Consider the following 18,887-nt stretch of genomic DNA (forward strand, 5'->3'; position numbering starts at 1 on the left):
TTAAGTCCTCCTTTGGTTATTAAATGTCCTTTGCGCTGATCAGCTTGGACACTTTGTATCATACCAAGGAGGCTTATTTTATTCAAATCTCATTTTGCTTTAATACAGGAATGCTTTCTTATCTTTTGAAAAAGCCCAACTGCCGGCTTTTTCAAGTTCGGATTCCCTTCGGGGAGGGATGCGAGCCTCCTCGGCTATGCCTGTGGGGAATCGCCGGATATCCCTCTTAATCCCGCAGGAGTCAAGTGCCTTCTGCTCCAATCCACTCTTGATTTAAATATCTTCAGATAGCAGCAAGCTTTACACTTTTTCATTGCTAATTAGAAGTCAAGTATTGATAATGATTTTCATTCCTGTAAAATAGATAGTAACTAAATGTCGTTAAAGAAAGAGGGTAGTATGATGGAGTTAATCAATTTTTCTACCGATGCAATTGCTTCAGAAGAGGAGCTTCGAGAAATAGTAGGAACGCCACACGAATATGTCATAAAAAAAAGCGTTTCGGTGTTAGATGAGCATTGTAAGAGATTTGTAGAAATGTCACCACTGTTTTTTCTATCTACGTCAAATTCAGAGGGAGATTGTGATGTTTCGCCAAAAGGGGACTATCCGTGTGGAATCCAGATAATAAACAACAAGCAATTAGTGATTCCGGATCGTCCAGGCAATAGACGAGTAGACTCCATCATTAATATTTTATCCAATCCACACGTAGGACTATTATTCCTCATTCCAGGGCTAGAGGAGGTACTCCGCATAAATGGACGTGCAACTATAATAAAAAATACTGAGATTTTAAACAACATGAACCTAAACGGAAAGCCACCATTACTTGGAATCGGTGTTGATATAGAGGAATGCTTTATCCACTGCTCTCGTGCATTGAAAAAATCAAAAATATGGAACACTGACACATGGCCAAACAAAGCAGACATCCCATCCGGTTTGGAAATATTTCATGCAGCCTTGCAACACAATGGAGTGGAAGTGAGGAGATAAAGGTGAAATTTAGAGCCTGACCACAGGCCTTTCATATAGTGAATACATTCAAGAATTTCACATCTGGTTTTCAGGTCAAATAGAAAAAAGGATAGGGTAATAAAACTAACGGGTTCCCTTTTGAAGTGCAAAAAGTGAAAAAACAGGGTATATAACTTACAAAAAGTCATAGGAAGTCGCCATGCTTTTTATATTTCTTTAAACCCAAAAATTTAAGTGTATAAGGTATATAAATAATGTCCTTAAAATCAAGGCTCTGTTATTATTCATTGTTGATATTCGTGTAGGAATAAGAATTCATAGGCGGAGAATTTCCTGCTAATGTTTATAGAGGGGGCTTTAGATGCAGATATAAGCGGAGATATTCCGATTAACTGCTCTAAATAAGACAAAATCCAAGGTTTTGGATAATTTAAACGGAAAAACTTCCCTTATTTTTAGGAAAATATGCGTATTTACCAATTTAAACGGAATTTTTCCGTTTATTTTTTAAACACGGTAAAAACAGCATTTAGTTATAATGGAGCCGAAATTTCTGATAATCCGATCTTATACATAATTTAACATAGTAATTTTACATCTATTTTAGCAAACCAATTATCAGATAGAGAATTGCTATTCGCAAATAGTGATTTACTATGTGATTTATCATGCGATTTTATATGTTAAATTACAAAAAAACATTGATCTAGCAATAAAAAATAGGGTGAGAAAATCACTACGATTTCGCACCCTATTTGCATTGTGATTTACTGTTTTGCACCTTTAAAGAGAACCCGTAAGTAATAAAACGACCTTGCTCCCTTTTTTACTGCCTAGCTTTTCCCCGTATGTAACTACTTTTTCTTTCATTTTGCTTCTTTCTCCAGCAAAGTAACATTACCAAACGATGGAAGTTTATTTTTCTTTTGAAATAGTAGAAATATTACTTTAAATTGCTCACTTTAACTACTTCTTTAAAGTTTTTTGTGGACTTGTTTTTCATCGACTATCAAATTCCTATAAAAATGAAGAACTCAACTGGCTTTCTACCGATAAACCACTGTAAACTACCTTCGAATGGTATATACTAAGTAACATTAGTGAATTCGGACACCCGAAAAGCCGTAATAAGGATAGAAGGGAGGAATACGATGGAGTTTATTCTTAACCAAATGCTGGAATTTGGAATGGGTCCGAGCCTGGCTGATTATATGGCTGCTTTTATCATGATTTTATTTATAATAATCCTCTGTATAATCGCAAATTTTATCACGAAGAAAATCGTCATGAGGGTGATCACGCATTTCATTACGACAAATAAATTCAAATGGGATGACATGCTATTGGAAAGAAGGGTCTTTCATAGGTTATCTCACATTGTTCCAGCAATCATTATCTATTACTTTGCTCCAACCTTCCCTGATTTTCAGCATGTTATAGAAAAAGGGGCAATTGCCTACATCATTATTGTCGGTGCACTTGTGATAAACAACTTTTTAAATGCATTTAACGATGTTTATCAAACGTTCGAAATCTCAAAGACTAAGCCGATTAAGGGATATATACAGGTCGCAAAGATTTTGATTTTTATCTTTAGCGGAATAATTGTCATTGCGAACCTGATTGGGAAAAGTCCTTTTCTTCTATTAAGTGGGTTTGGAGCGCTCTCTGCTGTTCTCTTGTTAGTGTTTAAAGATTCAATCTTAGGGCTTGTAGCGGGCATTCAGTTGGCAGCCAATGACATGGTACGTGTTGGAGATTGGATTGAAATGCCTAAATATGAAGCAGATGGGGACATCATTGATATCTCTTTAAATACGGTAAAAGTTCAAAACTTTGATAAAACGATTACGACCATACCGAGCTATGCTCTTGTATCTGACGCTTTTAAAAACTGGAGGGGGATGCAAGCTTCTGGTGGTCGACGAATCAAACGATCCGTCTTTATTGATACAAATACAATCATGTTTTGCACGGATGAAATGATTGAGGAATTTAAACAAATTAACTATCTATCTACATATATAAAGAATCGAGAAAATGAAATTGCTGAATACAATGCGAAGCATGACAATAACAAAAACAATCGGGTGAATAGACGAGCCCTTACAAATATTGGTGTTTTTCGGGCGTATATAAACAATTACCTTCAAAATCACAATGGGATTAGTCAGAATATGACCTTACTCGTCAGACAACTGGCACCAACCGAACACGGTTTGCCAATAGAAATATATGCGTTTACCAACGATATCCGCTGGGACGTATATGAAACCATTCAATCAGATATCTTTGATCATCTCTTTGCAGTAGCACCCGAATTTGGACTTAGAGTGTTCCAGAATCCTTCAGGGAATGACTTGAAAAGAATTATTGGTGAATCAGGCAAGGAAAAGATGGTTGATAATTAGATTATGATCCAGGGAAGAGATTAAGTTATTAAAAAAATTGAAAAATAGAGACAACTAAAAATAAAATTTCAGTTTTATGATTTTAGCTATCTCATATGAAATAACGAGAGGACATCCGGAATAAATGGATGTCTTTTTTGCTATTGGAAAAATATACATTAGTCTCTAACAGATTGATTAAAAGAAAATTTTCTAGGTATATGAAACCCAAAATCTAAAAGTAATTTCCCCAAATTTAATTAAAAAATATTTTATTGAAAAGTCATGCCACCTTTTGTACCCTCTAAGCCTATAACTTATGTGAAAAGGAATCTTAATAAAGGTTACTGAAAGGATAGTGGTTGGGATGGCAAAGTACAGAATGGTACATACAGAATTTTGGATGAGTCCGGTAGTATCGGAGGAGATGACACCGGAGGATCGGTACTTTTTTTTATATCTATTAACAAATCCACATACGAAACAAATTGGCATCTATAAAATTACGAAGAAACAGATGGCGTTTGATATGGGGTATTCGATTGAAAGTGTGCATTCATTAATGGATCGATTTATTCAACATCATAAACTCATTCGCTACAATCCAGAAACAAGGGAGCTTGCGATTAAAAACTGGGGGAAGGATAACCTGCATCGTGGTGGCAAACCGGTGACAGATTGTATTTTAGCAGAATTGGAAAATGTCGAGGATACCTCGCTTATTCAGTATGTTGGTGAAAACATTCCTAAGCTTGATATTCGTAGTCTTTATGAAAATTTTTATGAAGCGGAAGATACGACATCTATCTCTTCTGATCCCCTAGTCGACGATTCGTCTGACGATTCGTTTTCGACTCGTTTCACGATACGTGGGCAAAAAGAAAAAGAAAAAGAAAAAGAAAAAGAAAAAGAAAAAGAAAAACAACAACAAACAGTTCTCTATCCTAGTAAAGTGAATAAAACAGAACAGACGGTTTACGAAGAGGTTGTGAAGGAAATCAATGAGTTTTGGGATCTGAATGGATTTGGTTTTGCAAACATTCATGCAAAAGCTCAGCTACTAGCTTGGTTAGATGATGCTACATTTATGAATCCGAAAGAAGTAATTTTAAAAGCAATGCACATTGCTTGTGTAAACAATAAACGAAAGCTGAACTATGTTGTTGCTATTTTAAAAAATTGGGAAAATGAATCATTGCTAACCGTTGAAGAAATTGAGTTGTATGACGAGAACAAAGCCAAGGGTTTGAGAGAAAAACAATTGGGCGAATCAAAAAAAGTCGGTCGCGATATACCAAGGGAATTTGTACTAGATATAACAGCAGGTGAGGAATCGTGAATGTTGTAGAACAGACGTTTCTTGGCAGCTTAATGAAAGCCGATTATTTGATCAAAGATACCGTTATCCGCCCTGAACAGTTAGAAAGTGGACGTCATAAAGAGTTGTTGCGGAGAATGGTTGACTTTAACCAAGCGGGTAAGAATATTGATTTGATCACCTTAACAACCTTACCTAATCTTGAATCCTTCGGTGGAATGTCGTATTTATCCGAACTGTTATCATTTGCCGATATTGAAAAATTTGACGAGGTTGAGAAGCTCATCATAGATGGGTGGAAGGAAAGAGAAAAGCGAAACATCCTGAAGATGGCAGCCTTGAAAGATTGGGAGATTGCTAGAGTCATAGCCGAATTGGACAAGATTAATCAGCTGAAAATGGATGATCATACGTCAATCCAACAAGCATTGGTAAGCATCTATGAAGCCCCTTGGAAAAAGCAAGAAGTGATAAAGAGTGCGGCAACTGGACTTAAAAAACTTGATGCCATGACAGGTGGTTTTCAAGACGGGGAAGTAACTATTTTAGCGGCAAGACCATCGATGGGCAAATCAGACGTTATGCTCCATTTTGCAAAAGCAGCGGGATGGACAGGCTATGTTCCACTTATCTTTTCACTCGAAATGCCTGAAAAGCTCATAACGACTCGCCTAATTGCTTCAACAGGAGGCTTCAACCGTGTGAAAATGCGTAACCCCAAAAAAATGCTAACCCCAGCCCAAAAGCAGAAATGGTCTGATGTGATTGGGGACCTAAATGAAACAAATATCCAAATTTTAGGGTGGGGCTGGACAAACGGTAGCTAACATGAGAGCAAAAACAAGAAAAGTCATGAATCAATACCCAACCAAGAAACCTATTATTTTTATCGATTATTTAACACTCATACAATCAAGCCAACCTTTTGGAGGAAATGCCCACCTACAAGTAACGGAAATCTCCAAAAGTTTAAAAACAATGGCAAAGGATTTTGCCTGCCCTGTCATTTGTTTAGCACAACTAAATCGGTCGGTCGAGACAAGAGCGAATAAACGACCGATGATGTCTGATATTCGTGAATCAGGAAGTGTCGAACAAGATGCCGACGTTATCTTGTTCTTGTACCGTGAGAAATATTATGACAAAGACTCTGGAAATCCTACTCTTGAAATCATTGTCTCGAAAAATCGGAACGGTCCAGTTGGTACGGTTACCGTAAAATACAACGAATTTACTGGAACCATTGAAGAGCAAACGGAGGAAAAGAGAGAGAATGAAGTCTTTAACTAACTGCATACATCAAACTAAAACCCAACCACGAACCCCACAAAACAACCATTATACTAATGAGGTGAAACCAATGAAGGTAAAAGAGGTATTCGATTATAGTATTTCTAATGAAGTATCACCATTGGCACATTACATCTTCCACTTATATCAAGAAAAAAAGATTACTTCAGAAGACGACTTTTCCAAACTAGATTTCGATCAAGCCGATCATCAGAAAGTAGAAGAAATGATTACTAATAATGTATTAGGAATTTATAAGATGAATATCTATGCACTTAAGATGAACGAGCAGGATTTCGTCTATATCTTTGCCCGAAATTCGAATGAGGCTACCCAGTTCTTTATTGAAACGTATTATCAACCCCCAATGTATTGTAAGGAATCCTCACTAGATACTGAGTTTGTTAGAGGGAAGGAGATTGTTTCTTTTCGGGATATGAGGAAGGAGTATAGCAGCTTTCCGGCTGTGGCTGGGGAGTTTAGTTGGTAGTCAATTGGAATTTTAAATACCTTTCTCTTCTATAATCGTAGTAACTGTTAAAGAGTAAATAGACTAGAAAATGGATAGGTAACTATTTGTTGGTTATTCATAATAATGCTATAATTAAGGCATAGTTATGATACGAGGAGATGTGATTATGCCTGAAATTCGTCCGATAAAGGATTTGAGAAATACTACAGAAATCTCTGAATTGTGCCACCAAATCAAGGAACCTCTTTTTATCACGAAGAATGGCTATGGAGATTTAGTTGTTATGAGTATGGAAACCTATGAAAAGTCTCTAGGGAAGTTGGAGTTATACCAAAAGTTAGCTGAAGCAGAAATCCAATTAAAAAACGGTGAAGAACTTTTAGATGGGGAAGAAGTCTTTAAAGACCTAAAGAAAAAGCATGGAAGAAAATAAATACAAAATAAGGTGTTTAACATCAGTCAAAAGTGACAGATGTTAAGCACCTTTTTATTTTGGAGTTTCGTGTATTAATCAAAAGTGGATTGGAGCGGAAGGCGCTTGCTCCTGAGGAAAAAACAAACTTTGAGAAAAGAGGCATCAGTTAAAAGATAATTAGCAGAATCGTTTATGTGTTACTAAGCAATAAAAATATAGTATAAAATAACATATATTTATTGTAATTCGATAAATATCGTGTTAAAATCTTATAAACAAGATAAAGGAAATGTAAGGCTTTAGAAAAAGGAAAGTAGATTTTGATATGAAGAAATATGGGAGGTAAAAACGATGGACAATAACCATTTGTTTATTGAAAATATTGATAACCCACATGAGCTGGAGAGGATGTTCAGAAAAGACCCTAAAGCTTTTAAAAAGTCATTCTCACACGCTTGGGAACAAAACCCAAATTCACCTGTTTTTGCTGTTTGGTATGAAAGATTGCATTTCAAGGAGGTTGAGAATACGGATAAAGCATTCTTGCCTCAGAAAGGTTTCTTGCTGATGGGCATTTTAGCCATTCTGGCAGGGATAGTTACTAGGGTCATTTTCCATTTTGTCGAACAGGAAGCAATCGCTCCAATTAACCTGGCTTTTGGAATACTTCCCTTTATTGCAGCTTATTTTGTATATAAGAATCCTCCGAAGAAAAAGGTTCTTTACACCCTTATATCAATGTTCTTGATTTCTGAGGTTTTCCTTAATTTACTGCCATTAGATTTTAATAAAGATAGTATCATCCTTGCTTATTTACACCTACCCATCTTCTTATGGGTTTTGGTAGGATTAGCATTCACAGGAAATGACTATTCAATAGGCAACACAAGATTAGGCTATCTTAAATTTAATTTGGAATTTGGCATTTTATATGGCAGCATGGCCATTAGCGGTATGTTGCTCGCATTATTAACCATGCAGTTATTTAGCTTTGTCGCCCTAGATATAGCAGACTTCTATTTTAGAAATATCGTTTTATTTGGTGCTGCTGGGCTCTCAATTGTGGCTACACACCTAGTATCTAACAATCTTAAAATCGCCAAGAATATTACACCATATATAGCTAAAATCTTTAGCCCACTTGTCTTGGTCACATTATTGGTCTACCTTATAACCGCTATAGGGGTTGGGGAAAATCCATTCTTAGATCGCAATTTCCTGCTAGCCTTTAATGGAATACTACTTTTTGTATTGGTCGTAACCATATTTTCTATTACCGAAAGCGGTACGGAGGAGAAAAAGAACATGTTTGATTATATCAATTTTGCCTTAATTGTTCTTGCTCTTATTATTGACAGTGTAGCGTTGTCGGCCATCGTGTTCAGACTTTCTTCTTATGGAATTACGCCCAACAGACTTGCTGTTTTAGGTGTAAATCTACTTATCTGGGCAAATCTAATTTGGATCATGCTTTCCTATATACGTTTTTTACAAAACAAAACCGGACCTTCAACCATCCAAGATGCCATTACTAAGTATTTGCCAATCTATGGTCTTTGGGCAGCTTTTGTTACATTTGTTTTCCCTTTGATTTTCAAATAGCTAAATCATGTTGCCTAGTCACTTTTCGAATTGGAACAAAAATTTATTGGAGTTTTATTAACTCTCAAAATAGCAGAACTGTCAAGGTGAGGTCACATAAAACGGTTTATGAACCCTAATATAGCAAAACAGTCAAAATGAGCTCGAAATGTTGACGACCAAATTTGTATAAGGACAAAGCATCTTAATTGTTATGCTTTGTTCTATTTTGGTTATAATTATTACTATAATAGCAATGTTTTAGGTGGAGCATTATCAAATTAGTAGAGTAGGTGTAAGCGATGAGTGACAAGATGCCTAAGGATGTAGAAAATCAAATGATAGCAGCCTTACAAGGTTTAAAGAATTTGAGAAGAGAACAGGAGGACAAACAGTATAAAAAGCATTGGGGAGAAACTCAAATTCCCTTTACTTTAACAGAAGGACTTAGAAGATATACGAAAACAGAGCTGGATACTATTAGAAAAAGCTTAGAAATTTCAAATGCTAGTAATCTCAAAAAACTCGACTTGATTGAGTTATTAACGGAAAGGTTACAAACGGATTTTTGTCATCTAAGTTACAAGTGAAAGCTAATCTTATCTTATGTAGAATCAATCTATGAACCGTATAAAGCCCGCATCCATGTGCAGGCTCTTTTTCTAGTTAAGTGCTTTTTGTAGAGTTTCTATATTCCTTCTTATAAGGCTGAATTAATCTTCTTTATTAAGTATATCTTCTTCAGAAATAGACTCAAGATTGCTCAAGTGAAGAACTTCCGGACGAAGTGCCAGGTACCGTGTCACATTAATTTTAGATATTGGGGTTGGAACATACTATCACAAGTTAGAATGGCCTTATCGTAGATGTTTAGAGTTTTTGGACAGATACGAAACAAAACCTTTAAAGGACAAGCATTTTGGGGAAATGTGGCTAAATACCGATAAGGTGCACTATTTACTTAACAATGTTCTGAAAAAGGGTCAAGGTGGAAGTAAGTTTCGGGGGTTGGAAGATTTAAATTTGCAAACTTACATTGTTGTTACTTCGGAAGTTTTTTCAAGGTATGCCTTTCGTTCTGATGTTGCTTATGATTGGGATATTACCTTTGAAGAGTTGGCTTTGGATACCATTCAATTTAAAGATGATTTCTTGAATGAGTTTTCTAAGAAAAATGCAAGATTAGAGTTTTCTCACTTCCCACAAGAACCACCCAAAGAAGATAAGGATTTGTATGCTCAATACACCCACGACATCAATAAAATTAAACACAGAAGCCAATATGTAGATGGTCTTCACGTCAATGCTACCTATATAAATATTGCTCATTATTGGCTTATTAAACAACTTGTAAAGGCAAATGAATGGCGAATGATTAGCGACAATGATAACTCTATCAAAACAGCCTTCTATCGTGTTTTTGCTGAAGAAATCAAACGATACGATGCCCATCACTTTCTAAGTCTTGTTGACAGAAAAAATCAAAGAAACAGTGTTTGCAAGAATTTCAAGATGCGAAATAGGATTTGTTGGAGTGGGGTTTTCAAAGTGGGTATGATACAAAAAATTTAAGGAAGTTGGCGAAATACTATTTGACCGAAGTGTTTAGCCAACATACTTTTCACGAACAAGTTTCAGAAGGGAAAAAGACCTTCAACAAATATGCCAATAATCCAACTGAACATCCTTTTGCATCAAAAGATAAAGGCTTTCACTTGGTTGATTGCACAACAGACCTTTCCTCTTATGAGCCAAAAGATATTGCTGATATGGTATTAGAGGTAAATGATAATGCCACCAATGCCTTTATCCAACAAATGAGAAGAAGATTATCCATTCTCGAAAGACCTTTAATGACCGCAAGAGGTGAAGGAAAAAGTTATATTTACGCTAACTTTAATCCGAAGTATGCTCAATACGCATTGACTATTTTGAGAACTTATTTTAATTTTTGCTTACCTTACAAGTCTGCGGATGGAAAGAAACTAACTCCAGCTCAGCGACTTGGTATTTCAGATAAAGTGTTTGAACTAAACGATATTATCTATTTCCGATGAAATTTTTGCAAAATAAAAAAATATGGTAAAATATGAAAAATATAAAAACAAAGGGATAGAGTTATAATGATAATCAGACCAATAGCAGTAAGTGATGCAGAAAACTTCGTAGAGTTAAGCAAGAAAATTGATGAGTCTGGATTTATGACGTTTGAACCTGGGGAAAAAGAAACAACTGTTGAACAGCAAAGAAAATCAATAGAAAGAATTCTATCTGAAAAGAAATCAATCTTCTTTGTAGCCGAAGTTGAAAGCAAAATTGTTGGTTTTATCGCAGTGTTAGGTAGCAATCTAAAACGAAACCAACATTCTGCATATCTTGTCTTGGGTATCCTTGAAGAATATCAAGGACAAGGGATTGCCACTAAACTATTCAACCAAGTTTTTGAATGGGCAAAAGAAGTTGAAATTTCAAGATTAGAGCTTACGGTTATCAAAGGTAATATAAAAGCATTCAACTTGTATAGAAAAATGGGCTTTATATTAGAAGGCGAAAAAGTACATTCATTGATAATAAACGGAAAGCCTGTTAATGAATATTATCTATATAAGTTGTTATAAACTCAATAAAAACAACAATTAAAGCACCTTTGAGCAAAGGTGCTTTAATAATGTCTAATATAGTTGCTATTTTTAGTGTTATTTTATACACCAAAATACAGTTATTTCGGTGTATTTTTTCTACGTTATTTCTGCTTTTCTACTCCAAAACTGAACTACTTACTAAAAACGGTTTCTTCTTTTTATATGTGTGTCGTATTATTGTTATAGTACCTTCATTGTAATTTATTTAATAAGTATATAATCTAGTCTTTTAAAATTAACAATTTTATAGAATACAAGGAAAATGCCATAAGGGTGATAAAATGATACATTCCTACTTAGGTGAAACAATGCGTTTTGAGATAAAATATAAAAACCGTAAATCGATAGGCGTTTATATAGACGTCTATGGAAATGTAGAAGTCCAGGCTCCTAAAGGGACATCAGATGAAAGCGTGATTCAGTTACTAGAGGAAAAATGGATACTGATTCAACAAAAGTCAAAAGAAATGAAGGATAGGTTACTTGGACCACAGGAGAAAGTTTATGATCATGGTGAGAGCTTTCTTTATTTGGGAAACACTTATCCTATAAAAATCCATCAAGATAGTACTATAGAGCAAGACCACGTAGTGTTTGATGATAAACAGCTAAATATTTATGTAAAACAGTTTGAGGGCGAAAGAATAAAGCAAGCGTTAAAGCGATTTTATTACCAGCAGTGCAAAGCCTTGGTGGAGAAGAGTATCAGGTCCTATCAAAGTAATTTTAAAGTGAAACCACGTTCAATCAGGATATCAGATAGCCAAAGTACATGGGGAACCTGTGATTCAAACCTACAGCTAACCTTTAACTGGAGGCTAGCTATGGCACCAAAGAATGTCATTGATTACGTAGTCGTTCATGAAATGTGCCACATGGTTCATATGAATCATGACCGATCCTTCTGGCGCCTTGTTGGCAAAATAATGCCCGGCTATAAGGATCAAGAAAATTGGTTAGCATTATCAAACTGGAAAATGACCGTTTAGCGGGACGAGGGACACAGGAACCCTGTCCGAATAAACTGAGACAGTGAACCTGTCCCCATGACCCGTTTTGTAATTCTATTTTTTTCTAACAAAAATTATTATTGTTGAAATAGAGGATATGGAATCAATATCCTATAAGGGCAATTATTCCTCGTTTATAAGCCAAAAGGAAGAAAGTATGCGGATACAATATTAGCATTTTAGAGAACAGCAAAAAAAGATCAAAACGATGAAAAAAACAGTTACGGATCTAAGGGAATGGGCTATGAGGGCTGATAAAAACAAGTTTTTCAAAAGATCCGCCAGCATCCCAAAAAAGCACAGCAAACTAGACCGAATTGATAAACCAGTATTTGAGCGACGAAATATGAACCTAGATTTTAAAGTAGCAGAACGGTCCGAAAAATGAAACTATTAAGGCAATGGGGCTGTCTAAAAGTTGTAAGGCTAAACAATTTGTAAAGGTTGCAAGTTTGTATGTAAATCGTTATTATTTTCCATGGACTAGTTAATTATATTAATAGAATTAAAAAGATAAAAAGCAGTCTCTAATGGAAAGGATCTACTCCAAGTAATCGGGTATGTCCATAGAAAGAAGGAAAAAGGAAAAATGAAAAGTGAAACAAAACAAAAATCCGTCGTTTTTGCGTTATTAATAGCAACATTTTTAACCGCTATTGAAGGTACGATAGTTAGTACTGCAATGCCTAAGATTGTAGGAGATTTAGGTGGGAGCGAGCTATATACGTGGGTCATCTCTGTCTACCTTTTGGCCATTGTTATTAGTACACCTATTTTTGGTAAATTAGCTGACCTATATGGAAGAAAGCTTATGTTTACCATTGGAGTGATTATTTTTCTAATAGGGTCAATGCTTTCGGGTTTATCTCAATCAATGGAACAACTTGTCCTTTTTCGACTGCTCCAGGGAATTGGTGCGGGGGCGCTAACAACAATTCCATTTACAATCATTGGCGATGTTTTTACATATGAACAGCGTGCAAAAATGCAAGGATTGATGAGCAGTGTTTGGGGGATAGCAGGAATTGCTGGTCCACTTGCTGGAGGTTTTATAGTCGATACGATCTCTTGGCACTGGATTTTCTATATGAATCTTCCTTTTGGTATTGTTTCTCTTATCCTGTTATGGATGGCTTTAAAAGAAGATATTGAAAAGAAAAAACACAAAATAGATTATGCCGGTATGTTTACATTTGCGGTTAGTATAACAGCATTCTTGTACGCTTTAACAATGTTAAAAGAACATAACCAAGTTACAGGTGGAATTTTATCGTTATTTATTTTGTCGTTTATTGTAATTATTATATTTATATGGATTGAAACTAAAGCAAAAGAACCAATGATCCCACTTGCTTTATTTAAAAATAGATTTATTACAATCTCAACCATAGCGGGATTCTTACTTGGTTTCATTTTAGTAACCGTCACTTTTTATATCCCATTATGGGTCCAGGGTGTCACAGGTTTAAATGCAACTCTATCTGGAGTTACGATGTTGCCAATGTCACTTACGTGGCCCCTTGCTTCGATGTTATCAGGAAGAATGTTAGCCAATACATCAATTGGACGAATAACCATGATAGGAATTTCAATCATAATGGTTGGTTGTATAGGTTTAGTCTTATTTAATGAATCCACAACTGTACCTTGGATGATGGTCGTAACAGCTGTAATTGGGTTTGGTTTCGGTTTATCGCTTACTGCCTATACAGTAGCTGTCCAATCGGCTGTTGAATGGAAAGTACGAGGAGCAGCAATGGGTACCTTTAATTTAGTGCGAAACCTAGGACAAGCAATCGGAATTGCCGTTTCAGGTCTATGGCTAAGCGACCAACTAACAGGACATGCCTTAGAAGTCAGCTTACACACTGTATTTATCATACTAGTAATATTAGCACTTTTCGCGGTCATAACATCAGCAATGTTACTTGGTGAAAAAGGAAAACAACTATCGATGAGTTAGAGAAATGAAGGATGAAGTAAGTAGCCTGGTTGGTCCTGAAAGTTTTTGAAAATAGACATGTAAGAGTTCGAGAATCTGTTGGACTTGCGTATTTTCTTTAATACCTTTTTCCTCGTTAAGACCTTATTAAAAAGGGCAATAATAGAAATGATGAAGCTGCAGTTCAAATAGGCAATGTTATAGGAGGATTATAGGTGACTAATAATGATATATTAATTAGATTAAGATATGCTCTAGATATAAAAAATGTAGATATGGTTGAAATATTTAAACTTGGTGGCATTGAGGTAACAAAAGAAGACGTGCTTAAGATGCTAACAAAACCAAAGGATGATTACGATTACGAAGATGACTATGATGGTGATACCGAGGAAAGTGATGATCATAAAAGTGTAAATAACAGTATGTTAGAGACATTTTTAAATGGCTTCATTATTTTTAAAAGAGGAATACAAGAACCAAAACCAGGACAACCTGAAAGACCTGCACTGACTAATGAACATCCTAATAATATGCTTCTAAAGAAATTGAGAATAGCGCTAACCTTAACAAGTGAGGATATGATCGAAATAATAGAAGATGCAGGAGTCAATATAACAAAAGGCGAATTAAGCGCCTTATTAAGAAAAGAAGGGCATAAGAATTATAAAGAATGCGGTGATAAATTCGCTAGGAATTTCTTAAAGGGATTAACTATAAAATATAGGATACAACAATAGTATGAAAACAGATATATTTTAATTAACTCAAACTTTGCAGCGTGAAATCGGGATGCCTTAACGGAGTAATGTGTTATTACAATGAACCTTTTATGACCAACAATCATGCAGACTAACCTATTGGTAAGTCTGCCATGTTATTAATACTTGAAAAATCAAAATGGTAAAAACAATTAACAATTTTTATCGACTAAATTGTTAATTGTTTTTATGTTGGTTGTTCTTGTCACGCTATATGATTCGGTGCGTTCTACGACTGTGATACCTCGCGTTTTTGCTGCTGCTTGCGCCACCCATATCTAGTCATGCCCTTGGGCTTGTAGACAGACAGGATTGTAATCAAGAGCAACACCACTAGGGCACCAACGGCGTGATCCATGCCTGCCCCCATCGCACGTAGATCAGCAACGGACGTTGTCGGATCGGATGCTACGCCGATCATGCGACTCATTGACTGCGTGAACCCCAGTAAGGTGTAGGTAGCAAAGACGGTAAGCAGGAGTTTGAAAACGACCCAATAGTGTCGGAACAAGCCCCATGGGGTGCCTAGTGACATGACAAGCCCGGTTAGTAGAGAGGCAAAGGCCAACGGGACGAGTACGTACCCAGTGATTGGCTCTAACGAGAGATAGGCGGCACGCACCATCTGAGTATCTTGGCTGGTCTGAGTAACGACGGCGAGAGATAGGTAAGCAATGATTGCACCGAGCCAGCCTACTGAGGCAGTAATATGCGCGGTGAGTGCGAACTTGCGGAGACCGGTTGTCATCGTCATATCTGTTCCACCCCCTGTACTATGGGTAGTGTCTGAGCACTAGCATCATTGGTCGTAATGTGGCGTTCAGGACCGTGGTTACCACCGCCAATAAAAATCATGATGACGATCAGAAGGATCAAGACGATCGTGATGATCCCAGAAACCTTCACCCAGCGTGGTATGCCTGGTGGTCGATTCCCAGTAGGCCCCACGTCAGCGCCGTTGTTGGAATTTAGTAATTGACTCATTAAGATATCCACCTCTTTGTTTTCTTGAACTATTAGTGCAAAATCCAGTAGTGCAATGTTTTATTAGCATACCGTCAACCCTATTGTAAATGGGCAAAATAAAACACTGGTAAAATGAAGATAAAAAGATATAAAACAAATCTAAAGAATTATGAAGTAGCGTTTAAACAAAAATGCCTTTTGTTTAAACTGAAATTCTTTATAAGATAAGAAATCTGATGCCCGAAATTCCGAAAAAAATCGAAAACGGTAACCAAAAGGGGAATCTGATGCCCGAAATTCCGAAAAAAATCGAAAACGGTAACCAAAAGGGGAATCTGATGCCCGAAATTCCGAAAAAAATCGAAAACGGTAACCAAAAGGGCAATCTGATGCCCGAAATTCCGAAAAAAATCGAAAACGGTAATCAAAAGGGCAATCTGATGCCCGAAATTCCGAAAAAAATCGAAAACGGTAATCAATAGGGCAATCTGATGCCCGAAATTCCGAAAAAAATCGAAAACGGTAATCAAAAGGGCAATCTGATGCCCGAAACTCCGAAAAAAATAAAAAACGGTAACCAAAAGGGCAATCTGATGCCCGAAACTCCGAAAAAAATCGAAAATGGTAATCAAAAGGGCAATCTGATGCCCGAAATTCCGAAAAAATAGAAAACGGTAATCAAAAGGGCAATCTGATGCCCGAAATTCCGAAAAAAATAAAAAACGGTAACCAAAAGGGCAATCTGATGCCCGAAACTCCGAAAAAAATAAAAAACGGTAACTAAAAGGGCAATCTGATGCCCGAAATTCCGAAAAAAATAAAAAACGGTAACCAAAAGGGCAATCTGATGCCCGAAACTCCGAAAAAAATCGAAAATGGTAATCAAAAGGGCAATCTGATGCCCGAAATTCCGAAAAAAATAGAAAACGGTAATCAAAAGGGCAATCTGATGCCCGAAACTCCGAAAAAAATCGAAAACGGTAATCAAAAGGGGAATCTGATGCCCGAAATTCCGAAAAAAATAAAAAACGGTAATCAAAAGGGGAATCTGATGCCCGAAACTCCGAAAAAAATAAAAAACGGTAATCAAAAGGGCAATCTGATGCCCGAAACTCCGAAAAAAATAAAAAACGGTAACCAAAAGGGCAATCTGATGCCCGAAACTCCGAAAAAAATCGAAAATGGTAACCAAAAGGGCAATCTGATGCCCGAAATTCCGAAAAAAATCGAAAATGGTAATCAAAAGACGTTTTAATTGACGTTCCTCAATATGGGCGCCTTGCGCTTTTCTTAACAAGTTTCTATACAAGCGGGAGACTAAACCGAATTCCCAATCCTCCATGGTTTGAATGAAACGCGCTAATTTCACCACCGTGCTGTTCAATTATCGATTTACAGCTGGCTAGGCCTAGTCCCGTTCCACCATTATCCATTTGCCTGGACTTATCAACCGTAAAAAATTTATGGAATAGAGAAGCCATCTCTTGGTCTGGCACTCCCACGCCATCATCCTCAATCTGAAAAAACGCATAATTTCCCCGTGTATACCCGCTCATATAGACTTTGAGATCCTTTTTTTCTCCGTATCTTACAGCGTTGCTGAAAAGATTTCCATACACGCGCCGTAACATATGTTCATTAATCATAACGAGCTGGTTCGGGTTGAAGGAATAATTCCATGTCAGCTTGTAATCGAAGCCGGATAATTCGGTTTCATATTCAGCGGCAATGTTTTCAAACCATGTTTGCGCTTCTACCGATTTCAAATCAATGGTTTCTAGCATAAGCTCGTCCTTAGTAAATTCAGAGAAAGCGTCGATTAGCTCAACCATATGTTTTGATTTTTTGATAATAAGCTCAAAATATTCCTGTGTTTCCCTTTCGGTTAGATTTTTATGCATAGAGAGCAGTTCCACAAAGCCTGTTATAGTCGTTAATGGAGTCTTCAAATCGTGTGCGATTGCTGCAATCATATCAACCTGTTCTCTGTGCGCTTGATAAAGTCTTTCCTCCATCTCATTGAAATGATTGTACAATTCTCCGATTTCGTCCTGCCTTCTTGAATGCAGGGATTTTCGAGAATGCCTGATATTTACTTCTGTCAGTCTTATATTGAGAGTCTGAATCGGTTTGGTAATGTTGAAGTGAAAATATACGATTAAAACGACAAACATCAAGCCCATTAAAATACTTAAAAGCAGAAGCATTTCAAAATGCAGCGGATTTAATATATTTCCTATCCACTGGTGCCCTTGATCTACTTCTAACGATTTTATATATATAATAGAAAAAAAGGTAATCAGCCCAAACATCAGCAGAAACATCAGAAGAAACAGTAGAGGAAGCTTAATTTTGAGCTTCAAATTCATTCGTTCCCTTCAACATATTTGTATCCGACACCCCAGATGGTTTTTATGAAGTCGTACTGCCCACCGAGCTTTTTACGGATATTCTTGATGTGCACCGTGACAGTGTTTAATTCTCCGTACTCGTCTCCCCAGACGTTCTCGTAAATTTGCTCGCGGGTTACTACGTTATTAGGGTGATTCTTCAGAAAAGATAAAATCTGGAATTCTTTTGTCGATAACTCCAGTTGCTGATTATTTAAAAAAGCTACGAACGTCTTTTCATTCAAAACGAGTAGCGAAGTTGAAACTTCGGTATTCCGCTCCTTTTCCTGCCTGAGACCGTTCCATTCCTTATACAATCGGTCAACCTTTCTAAAATGAGCTTTGATGCGCGAGGTAAGCTCTTGAATGCTGAACGGCTTGGTCATATAATCGTCAGCGCCTATTTCCAATCCGATAATCTTATCCATGTCCCTGTTGCGAGCGCTCAGCAATAGGATCGGCGTATTGTGCTCACTTCTGATATTCCTGCAAACTTCTAAACCGTCCATTTCCGGCATCATGATATCAAGAACGATAAAGTCAATCTTGTTTGCCTTCAAAATAGATAAAGCTTCTTTTCCAGAATATGCAGGTATCGCTTTAAATTGTTCGAATTTTAAGCTTTCTGTGATTAGCCTGACGATATCCCGATCGTCATCGACAATCAAAACTGTTTTCTCCATTTTTCACCTAGCTTTAACTTTTTTCATTGATTCTTTCATAGTAACA

Annotated in this window: 21 protein-coding genes and 1 pseudogene; 18 read left to right on the top strand and 4 right to left on the bottom strand. The window is 36.6% G+C overall.

Annotated elements, in window-relative coordinates:
- The first annotated feature begins 402 nt into the window (after window positions 1-402).
- From PY093_RS16760 to PY093_RS16835, 15 genes and pseudogenes are all read left to right on the top strand, one after another.
- Entirely contained in the window at window positions 403-999 is a 597-nt protein-coding gene (locus PY093_RS16760) for an MSMEG_1061 family FMN-dependent PPOX-type flavoprotein (protein ID WP_275647001.1), read from the top strand.
- A gap of 1,133 nt (window positions 1,000-2,132) precedes the next feature.
- Window positions 2,133-3,392 carry a mechanosensitive ion channel family protein gene (locus PY093_RS16765; RefSeq protein ID WP_275647002.1) on the top strand — a complete coding sequence of 420 codons (1,260 nt, stop codon included), beginning with the start codon at window positions 2,133-2,135 and terminating at the stop codon, window positions 3,390-3,392.
- Between the two features lie 346 nt (window positions 3,393-3,738).
- Complete coding sequence (locus PY093_RS16770; protein ID WP_275647003.1) at window positions 3,739-4,710, top strand: DnaD domain-containing protein; 972 nt, start codon at window positions 3,739-3,741, stop codon at window positions 4,708-4,710.
- The gene (locus PY093_RS16775; protein ID WP_275647004.1) at window positions 4,707-5,516 is read left to right on the top strand and encodes a DnaB-like helicase C-terminal domain-containing protein; all 810 of its coding nucleotides are present in this window, start codon (window positions 4,707-4,709) and stop codon (window positions 5,514-5,516) included. The genes PY093_RS16770 and PY093_RS16775 overlap by 4 nt, the downstream gene beginning before the upstream one ends.
- A gap of 1 nt (window position 5,517) precedes the next feature.
- Entirely contained in the window at window positions 5,518-5,979 is a 462-nt protein-coding gene (locus PY093_RS16780) for a DnaB-like helicase C-terminal domain-containing protein (protein WP_275647005.1), read from the top strand.
- A gap of 70 nt (window positions 5,980-6,049) precedes the next feature.
- Entirely contained in the window at window positions 6,050-6,469 is a 420-nt protein-coding gene (locus PY093_RS16785) for a hypothetical protein (RefSeq protein WP_275647006.1), read from the top strand.
- 148 nt (window positions 6,470-6,617) lie between these two features.
- The gene (locus PY093_RS16790; protein WP_275647007.1) at window positions 6,618-6,884 is read left to right on the top strand and encodes a type II toxin-antitoxin system Phd/YefM family antitoxin; all 267 of its coding nucleotides are present in this window, start codon (window positions 6,618-6,620) and stop codon (window positions 6,882-6,884) included.
- A 333-nt stretch (window positions 6,885-7,217) separates the two neighbouring features.
- The gene (locus PY093_RS16795; RefSeq protein WP_275647008.1) at window positions 7,218-8,468 is read left to right on the top strand and encodes a DUF4153 domain-containing protein; all 1,251 of its coding nucleotides are present in this window, start codon (window positions 7,218-7,220) and stop codon (window positions 8,466-8,468) included.
- Between the two features lie 281 nt (window positions 8,469-8,749).
- Window positions 8,750-9,037 (top strand): hypothetical protein, encoded by a 288-nt coding sequence (locus PY093_RS16800; RefSeq protein ID WP_275647009.1) that lies wholly within the window; start codon window positions 8,750-8,752, stop codon window positions 9,035-9,037.
- Window positions 9,038-9,227: 190 nt separating this feature from the next.
- A pseudogene (locus PY093_RS21300) lies at window positions 9,228-10,504 on the top strand (insertion element protein); the annotation flags it as partial.
- Between the two features lie 66 nt (window positions 10,505-10,570).
- The gene (locus tag PY093_RS16815; RefSeq protein ID WP_275647012.1) at window positions 10,571-11,065 is read left to right on the top strand and encodes a GNAT family N-acetyltransferase; all 495 of its coding nucleotides are present in this window, start codon (window positions 10,571-10,573) and stop codon (window positions 11,063-11,065) included.
- Window positions 11,066-11,370: 305 nt separating this feature from the next.
- Window positions 11,371-12,078 (top strand): M48 family metallopeptidase, encoded by a 708-nt coding sequence (locus PY093_RS16820; protein WP_275647013.1) that lies wholly within the window; start codon window positions 11,371-11,373, stop codon window positions 12,076-12,078.
- Between the two features lie 118 nt (window positions 12,079-12,196).
- A complete protein-coding gene (locus PY093_RS16825) occupies window positions 12,197-12,274 on the top strand; it encodes a hypothetical protein (protein WP_275647031.1) in 78 nt (25 codons plus the stop codon).
- A gap of 414 nt (window positions 12,275-12,688) precedes the next feature.
- A complete protein-coding gene (locus PY093_RS16830; RefSeq protein ID WP_275647014.1) occupies window positions 12,689-14,062 on the top strand; it encodes an MDR family MFS transporter in 1,374 nt (457 codons plus the stop codon).
- A gap of 254 nt (window positions 14,063-14,316) precedes the next feature.
- Window positions 14,317-14,781: a YehS family protein gene (locus tag PY093_RS16835; protein ID WP_481769315.1), complete on the top strand. Its 465-nt coding sequence runs from the start codon at window positions 14,317-14,319 to the stop codon at window positions 14,779-14,781.
- Between the two features lie 250 nt (window positions 14,782-15,031).
- On the opposite strand, the gene PY093_RS16840 is transcribed toward PY093_RS16835, so the two are convergent.
- Both PY093_RS16840 and PY093_RS16845 read right to left on the bottom strand, forming a co-directional pair.
- On the bottom strand, window positions 15,032-15,556 hold the full coding sequence (locus PY093_RS16840) for a DUF2269 domain-containing protein (RefSeq protein WP_275647016.1): 525 nt from the start codon (window positions 15,554-15,556) through the stop codon (window positions 15,032-15,034).
- Window positions 15,553-15,786: a hypothetical protein gene (locus tag PY093_RS16845; protein ID WP_275647017.1), complete on the bottom strand. Its 234-nt coding sequence runs from the start codon at window positions 15,784-15,786 to the stop codon at window positions 15,553-15,555. Before PY093_RS16845 ends, PY093_RS16840 begins: the two co-directional genes overlap by 4 nt.
- A gap of 218 nt (window positions 15,787-16,004) precedes the next feature.
- On the opposite strand from PY093_RS16845, the gene PY093_RS16850 reads away from it, so the two are divergent.
- The 3 genes from PY093_RS16850 to PY093_RS16860 all read left to right on the top strand — a co-directional run bounded on the left by PY093_RS16850 (window position 16,005) and on the right by PY093_RS16860 (window position 17,023).
- Complete coding sequence (locus PY093_RS16850) at window positions 16,005-16,250, top strand: hypothetical protein (RefSeq protein ID WP_275647018.1); 246 nt, start codon at window positions 16,005-16,007, stop codon at window positions 16,248-16,250.
- A 9-nt stretch (window positions 16,251-16,259) separates the two neighbouring features.
- Window positions 16,260-16,436: a hypothetical protein gene (locus PY093_RS16855; protein WP_275647019.1), complete on the top strand. Its 177-nt coding sequence runs from the start codon at window positions 16,260-16,262 to the stop codon at window positions 16,434-16,436.
- A 128-nt stretch (window positions 16,437-16,564) separates the two neighbouring features.
- Complete coding sequence (locus PY093_RS16860) at window positions 16,565-17,023, top strand: hypothetical protein (protein ID WP_275647020.1); 459 nt, start codon at window positions 16,565-16,567, stop codon at window positions 17,021-17,023.
- A gap of 46 nt (window positions 17,024-17,069) precedes the next feature.
- Here the strand turns inward: PY093_RS16860 and PY093_RS16865 are convergent, their stop codons facing one another.
- Window positions 17,070-18,131 (bottom strand): HAMP domain-containing sensor histidine kinase, encoded by a 1,062-nt coding sequence (locus PY093_RS16865; RefSeq protein ID WP_481769316.1) that lies wholly within the window; start codon window positions 18,129-18,131, stop codon window positions 17,070-17,072.
- A 2-nt stretch (window positions 18,132-18,133) separates the two neighbouring features.
- The gene (locus PY093_RS16870) at window positions 18,134-18,841 is read right to left on the bottom strand and encodes a response regulator transcription factor (protein ID WP_275647022.1); all 708 of its coding nucleotides are present in this window, start codon (window positions 18,839-18,841) and stop codon (window positions 18,134-18,136) included.
- Window positions 18,842-18,887: the final 46 nt, after the last annotated feature.

The sequence above is a fragment of the Cytobacillus sp. S13-E01 genome (genome assembly GCF_029193815.1).
In the GTDB taxonomy this organism is placed as follows: domain Bacteria; phylum Bacillota; class Bacilli; order Bacillales; family Bacillaceae_L; genus Bacillus_BV.